The sequence below is a fragment of the Streptomyces sp. NPDC030991 genome (assembly GCF_055571235.1).
The window spans coordinates 1-5,673 of sequence record NZ_JBVIFR010000053.1 but is presented as its reverse complement, the minus strand read 5'-3'; the positions used below and the strand labels follow the sequence as shown (position 1 = coordinate 5,673).

Sequence of the window (5,673 nt, the reverse complement as noted above, 5' to 3'; positions counted from 1 at the left end):
GCTGCGAGTCCTGGTGCCGGAAGGCGCGTACTGGCGGCGCGGCATCGAGGCCACCGCCCGGTACGTGAAGGAGTACGGAGACGGGCCGCTGGCGGCCCCGCACGGGTTCGTGACGCCCGAGGACTGGTCACCCGCGGGTTTCCCGCTCGGGGTGTGGCTGACCCATCAACGGCGCTCGTCCAAGGCCGGTCGGCTCGACCCGGAACGGGTCCGGGAGTTGGACGGGCTGGGCATGGCGTGGGCGCCGCGCGAGGACGCCTTCAACGATGGCCTCGCCGCGGCGCGGGCGTGGGCCGAGGTGCATCAGCACTTCCTGCCGCCGGCCACCGCGGTCTGGAACGGGTACCCAGTCGGGAAGTGGGCCAAGAACATGCGCGACGCCGCCCGCCTCGCCGACCGGATCGCCGCGCGCCGTGAGGCCGGGGAGCCAGTCGGGTCGGAGGCGGGGGCGCTCACCGACGAGCGGCGCCAGCAGCTCGACGACATCGACCCTGGGTGGTGCCCGGCCTGGGACACCGGCTGGCAACGCTGCCTGCGGCTCGTACAGGCACACCTGGCTGGTGGCGGGGGCCCCGTCGGCGGCCGGAGACGTCGTCGTCCAGGGCGAGGACCTCGGACGCTGGGTGCGGGCGCAACGGTACGGCTTCGAGCAGCTGCTGCCGGCACAGCGGTGGCTGCTGGAAAACGCGCTCGGCATCGAGGCGGCCGGCGAGGAAGAGCGGCCGGTGAAGTTGACCCAGGACCACAAATGAGCGCTCAATCTTGCCGCTGCCCGGCAGTTCCACAGTACGGAAGGGCACCTGAACGTACCCCGCAAGCACATCGAGGCCCGGCCCGCCGAGCTCGCCGGGCCGGCTGCCACCGGACGCGAGACCACACCCGACGGCGACGTCATGGTCGACCTCGGCATGTGGACCGCCAACGTACGCCGCCGAGCCGACAAACTCACCGATCGACGACGGGCTGCCCTTGACCAACTCGGCATGCGCTGGTGAGTGCTGCGGGCCTTACCTACGGGTGACACCACCCACACCGGGCCTCGGCCCAACCCCACACCCCGAGCCTGCCGCCAAGATCCCTGTGCGGCCCCCTGAGCGCCTAGCGCATGACCAGGCGCTGGGGAGGCCGTCGGTTGGGCATTCGCCCCTCACGGGGCCGCCCCGGGGCCTTATGTAGGTTCGCGCCGCCAGTGTCATTACGGACCGCGGTGACCTGCTGCTTGTATTGCTGTCTCACCAGATGCCCTGCGGTTTCCGTCTCAGTTCGGTGGCATTTCCTCACGCGGCTTCGCCTTGCTGGGCTTCGTCGGGCTTCCAGGTCTGGTCGAACCAGGCGATGAAGTCCTTCACGGTTCCGATGCGGGTGATTCTCTCGTGGATGGCCCGCTGGTCGTGTCCGGGGAGGAAGTCACCGCGTTCGATTAGTTTGCCGCAGCCACAGTTGCACTTCCGGTTGTCCGGTGGGGACTTGTAGTAGGTGATCGGGTTCTGCTGGGCGCCGTTCGGGGCGGGCTTGCCAACGTAGTGGTCGTGAACCGAATGCCCAGGTCCGAGGATGCGGCCTTCGAAGGACCGGCGTCCACCAGGGACGTCGACCACCCGTTCGATCTCCATGGCCAGGCGGATGACTCCGCCGCCATTGACGACCGCAAATCGCTCACGTTCAACGCGCGATCCGCGCATCACCCAGACTCCGCGGGCGATCTCGTACAGCCGCTGGTCGGGCAGTCCGTCGCTCCAGCCGATCTGCGAGCGCTGGAGGGGATCACTGTTCGGGTCGACGTCCTTCTGCTTGCCGAGAGTGATCTGAATCATCGCGCCTCCCTGCAAGGTTGCCTCGTGGCCGGAATGGCTGAGGCAGCCCGTCCAGGACATACCAGGCACCCCGTTACAACGGGGTATCGCGGCCCTTCTTCCAGAGGGCAGTCGGCATCCTGGATGCGGAGCGGACGGGCCCCGTAATCTGCGAGCATCTGGGAGCGTTGTGCCGGACGAAGGAGATCATTTGTTACGTCTTCAATCAGTGAGCAAGCGCTATGGCCGTGGCGATTGGATCCTGAGAGACGTGGACGTGGAGGCCCCGGCCGGTGAGATCGTGGCATTCGCAGGCGGGAACGGATCGGGGAAGTCGACGCTGCTGCGGATCGCGGTGGGCCTGTCCCGGCCGACCCGCGGCACGGTGGCCGCCCGGCCGCCCGTTGTCGGGTATGTCCCGGACCGGTTCTCCCCCAACGAACGCATGTCGGCCGCGGCGTACCTGACGCACATGGGTCGCGTCCGTGGGCTGGCCACCCCGGCCGCCTCGGCGCGGGCCGGCCTGCTGCTGGACCGACTCGCCCTGGTGGGCGGCAAGCACGCCCCTCTGCGGAGCCTGTCGAAGGGCAACGCGCAGAAGGTCGCGCTGGCCCAGGCCCTTCTGGTGGAACCCGGACTCCTCATCCTGGACGAGCCGTGGTCCGGGCTGGACGCCGACGCCCACGGCGTGCTCGCCGAGATCATGACCGAGGTCGCGGCCTCCGGCGGCACCGTCGTGTTCACCGACCACCGCGAGTCGGTCACCCGGGCCCACGCCACCCGGACCTACACGGTCGGCAAGGGCCGCGTGTCGTTGCAGGGACCGGAGCCGTGGGCCACCGAGCAGCGGCCCGCGTCCGACGTCGTCCTGACCGCGGGCCGGGACGGCCGCGTACCGCAGGGCCTTGCCTGGGAAAAGCTGGACGGCGTACTGGCGGTGAGCCGGGACGTCACGGGCGTCAAGGTCCGCGTGGGACGCGAGTCGACCGACGCCCTGCTGTTCACCGCGCTCCAGCACGGCTGGTCCGTCGAGCGCGTCACCGAAACGACCACGGACCACCACCGGATGCCGAACGCCGCGACGAACGGGGACATGCGGTGATCGCGCTCATCCGCTACACCTTCGCCACCGTGCTGCACACGCAGCGCTACCTCGCCCCGCTGCTCCTGTTCATGGGCCTCATGGGCGTGCTGACCGTCAACGGCAGCGGCCCGCTGCCGCCCGCCTACGCCTCCTCCGCCGGCGCGCTGTTCGTCTGCTCGACCTGGCTGACCATCGCTCTGATGAGCCTGGACGACCCGCCGCAGAGGGCGATCGTCGTCATCACCGCGGGCGGCCGGTCGCTCACGGTGCTGCTCGCGGCGATCGGCACGGCCCTGCTGAGCTGTGTCGTCCTGATGGTCTTCGGACTGTTCTTCCCCTTGTGGACGGGCAACTACGTGGTCACCACGACCGACCTCCTGCTGGGCATCGAGGCCCAGCTCACCTGTGCCCTCGTCGGCATAGCCATCGGCGTGCTGTGCTCGCGGCTGGTCTTCAAACGGCAGGGGTACGCGTTGGTCGCCGCTCTCGCGCTGGTGATGGGAGCCCTCTTCGGCAAGGGCATGCCTCCGGTCAACCGCCTGTTCACCCTGATGTCCACCACCCCCGACGCGGCGAAACTACTCGCCCCCGCCGGCAGCATGCTGGCGATCTCCGGGGTGATCCTTGCCGTGTTCACCGCCACCACACAGTTCGTCGCCGGGCGCAGGGAATAACGAGTTGGTGCGTGATAGCGGGTGGGTCGTGTTTGTGCTGCTGAGCGACTTCTTCAGGCGGCGGCGGTGCGGTCGGACACGAGGCTGGCGATCGCTCGGTAGGTGTCGGGAAGGAGGTCGCGCCGATGGGTCCAGCGCTGGAGTTGTTTCCAGCGTTTGTGGTCGGCGAGGGCGTGTTCGACGGTGATCCGCTGCGAGGAATGCTCGTGCCGCTGGCGTTCGCTGTGTTCGAGGAAGGGCAGGGTTGCGCCTGGTCGTAGCTTGCGGGGCTGGGTCAGAGCTCTGCCCCGGTGATCTTTGCTCAGTCCGAGGTAGCCGTCGTCGAGGAGGACGTGGACCAGGTCGAAGTGGTCGAAGCGTCTGCCGATTCCGGCAGTGCGGGCGGCAGTGGCGTCGTGCATGCGGCCCGGCCGCAGTGCATCCGTCCACAGAGTGCGGCCCTGGTGGTCGGCGATGACGGTCGCCTTCATCGTGTTCTGCTTCTTCTTGCCCGAGACGAACGCCCGCCGGCCGCCGCGGCCTGCGGCCGGACGGCGGACCTGAACCTCGGTGGCATCCAGACGCAGTCGAACGCCCTCGGCCTGGGCGTAGGCAAACATGTCCTCCAGCGTCCGCAGGCGCACGCCGGGCCGGGACAGCGAAACCCCGCCCCGCCAGGAGACCACGCACCTCACCCACCGCCCGGGTGACAGTGGAGCGGTCCACTCCGTACATCAAGGCCAGCACCGCGTGCGGCAGGTCATGGCGCAAGTGGATGAGTGTGGCGACCACCCGGTCCACGAACACCAGCCGATGACGGGCACCAGCCCCCGGCGCCCGTCTTCTCTCACCGCCCCGCATCTGGTGCCGACGGCCCTCGACCTCTGCCACCCATGGCTGGGCCAACTCCGCTGTCAGAGACGACAAATGAGCCCAGGAGATCCCCGTCAACAACGGATGTGCCAGAACTGAACGATCCACCGTGCCCTTCACCAGCAGAGCATGCCCACCCGCTATCACGCACCAACTCGTAAGAAGCCGCCGCTGTACCTAAGCCTTCAGGCTCGCCCGCCGTATGCCGTCAACGGCCCGTCAGCCTCGGCGGCGGTTCTGCTCGCTGCGGGCCGACCGTCGGCGGCGCCAGGACGTCCACACCACACCGAACAGGGCCACGGCACCCCCGGCGATGATGTCGGACGGCAGGTTTGCCAGCAGACCGTCAAGAATGAGGCCGAGCGACTGGTTCATGGCGGGTGCTCCTAGAACGACGAGTGGTTGAGTGTCGAAGACGCCAAGGTGCACCCGACCTCGGCCGGGTCGGACGATCCGAGACCGGGTCCGTACGTTTCCGAATGCGGGCCCCTGCATCCGGACGAGATGGCATGCTGCTGGACAGTGCTGGACGGTTCTGGACGCTCAGGGAGTACGGGTGGGGAAGCCGGGGGTATTCAAGAGGCCGCAGCTCGACGACGGGCCGTTGAAAGAGCTGAACGAGGCCCTGCACGCGCTGCACTTGTGGGCCGGCCGACCGTCTCTGAGCGAGATGTACGCGGCCCTCAGCGATGAGGCGAAGAAGAAGATCTCCCGCAGCACCCTGCATGCCGCATTCGCCGGCCCCGCCTTACCCAGGCGGGACACCGTCGACGTCCTGGTCGAGATCCTCTGCACCCGAGCCCGCAGAACGACGCCGGAGGAACAACTCCTCCGCTTTGACACGCTGTGGCAGCGGGCCGCACTCGCTAACGTCACGGAGGACGACCTCCTTAGCCTGTCCCTGCCCACGGTCCCCGACGGCGACGTCTCCATGGACCTGGCCTCGCTGGTCAGACAGCGATTGAACGGCCACCCGGAGGACACCGAGCGGGTGTTCGCACTGCTCGTCCTCGATGCCCTCAAGCCGGGCGGGACCGACGAACGGCACGACAGGGCCGTGAGCCTCTTCCGGTTCTTGCTAGCCGAGAAGCTCGGCCACATGCGCCAGGTCCCGCCCGTTGCTTCCATCGAAGGCCCCGGTAACGACATCATCGACGCAGAAATCGTCGACTAATAGGGCTTGCAGATCATCAAGGTGTTGCTTCCCGTGCTGAGGCTCGTTGGTGTGGTATGTGCATCCCGGATGAGACTCGCAACCAACTCTCCGTGA

At 68.2% G+C, this 5,673-nt stretch carries 6 protein-coding genes and 3 pseudogenes; 6 read left to right on the top strand and 3 right to left on the bottom strand.

What is annotated here, in order from left to right:
• Positions 1 to 13: 13 nt before the first annotated feature.
• The 3 genes and pseudogenes from ACZ45E_RS39840 to ACZ45E_RS39830 form a co-directional block, all read left to right on the top strand.
• Positions 14 to 478 (top strand): annotated as a pseudogene (locus ACZ45E_RS39840) (helicase associated domain-containing protein); the annotation flags it as partial.
• Positions 479 to 560: 82 nt separating this feature from the next.
• Positions 561 to 752 carry a hypothetical protein gene (locus ACZ45E_RS39835; protein ID WP_468231443.1) on the top strand — a complete coding sequence of 64 codons (192 nt, stop codon included), beginning with the start codon at positions 561 to 563 and terminating at the stop codon, positions 750 to 752.
• An 18-nt stretch (positions 753 to 770) separates the two neighbouring features.
• Positions 771 to 995: pseudogene (locus tag ACZ45E_RS39830) on the top strand (helicase associated domain-containing protein); the annotation flags it as partial.
• Between the two features lie 282 nt (positions 996 to 1,277).
• On the opposite strand, the gene ACZ45E_RS39825 reads toward ACZ45E_RS39830, so the two are convergent.
• A complete protein-coding gene (locus ACZ45E_RS39825) occupies positions 1,278 to 1,814 on the bottom strand; it encodes a hypothetical protein (protein WP_468231441.1) in 537 nt (178 codons plus the stop codon).
• A gap of 250 nt (positions 1,815 to 2,064) precedes the next feature.
• Between ACZ45E_RS39825 and ACZ45E_RS39820 the strand changes: the two genes are divergently transcribed.
• The gene (locus tag ACZ45E_RS39820; RefSeq protein ID WP_468231438.1) at positions 2,065 to 2,895 is read left to right on the top strand and encodes an ATP-binding cassette domain-containing protein; all 831 of its coding nucleotides are present in this window, start codon (positions 2,065 to 2,067) and stop codon (positions 2,893 to 2,895) included.
• On the top strand, positions 2,892 to 3,551 hold the full coding sequence (locus tag ACZ45E_RS39815; protein ID WP_468231435.1) for a hypothetical protein: 660 nt from the start codon (positions 2,892 to 2,894) through the stop codon (positions 3,549 to 3,551). The genes ACZ45E_RS39820 and ACZ45E_RS39815 overlap by 4 nt, the downstream gene beginning before the upstream one ends.
• 53 nt (positions 3,552 to 3,604) lie before the next feature.
• Here the strand turns inward: ACZ45E_RS39815 and ACZ45E_RS39810 are convergent.
• A pseudogene (locus tag ACZ45E_RS39810) lies at positions 3,605 to 4,523 on the bottom strand (transposase).
• 99 nt (positions 4,524 to 4,622) lie between these two features.
• Positions 4,623 to 4,778, bottom strand: coding sequence for a hypothetical protein (locus tag ACZ45E_RS39805; RefSeq protein ID WP_468231433.1), 156 nt, complete (start codon positions 4,776 to 4,778; stop codon positions 4,623 to 4,625).
• 181 nt (positions 4,779 to 4,959) lie between these two features.
• Here ACZ45E_RS39805 and ACZ45E_RS39800 point away from each other — a divergent pair, with 181 nt between their 5' ends.
• On the top strand, positions 4,960 to 5,577 hold the full coding sequence (locus ACZ45E_RS39800) for a hypothetical protein (protein ID WP_468231430.1): 618 nt from the start codon (positions 4,960 to 4,962) through the stop codon (positions 5,575 to 5,577).
• Positions 5,578 to 5,673: the final 96 nt, after the last annotated feature.

Excerpts from the sequence above, each read along its gene's own strand:
- ACZ45E_RS39805 (WP_468231433.1), bottom strand. The coding sequence starts at position 4,778 with ATGAACCAGTCGCTCGGCCTCATTCTTGACGGTCTGCTGGCAAACCTG.
- ACZ45E_RS39825 (WP_468231441.1), bottom strand. The coding sequence starts at position 1,814 with ATGATTCAGATCACTCTCGGCAAGCAGAAGGACGTCGACCCGAACAGT.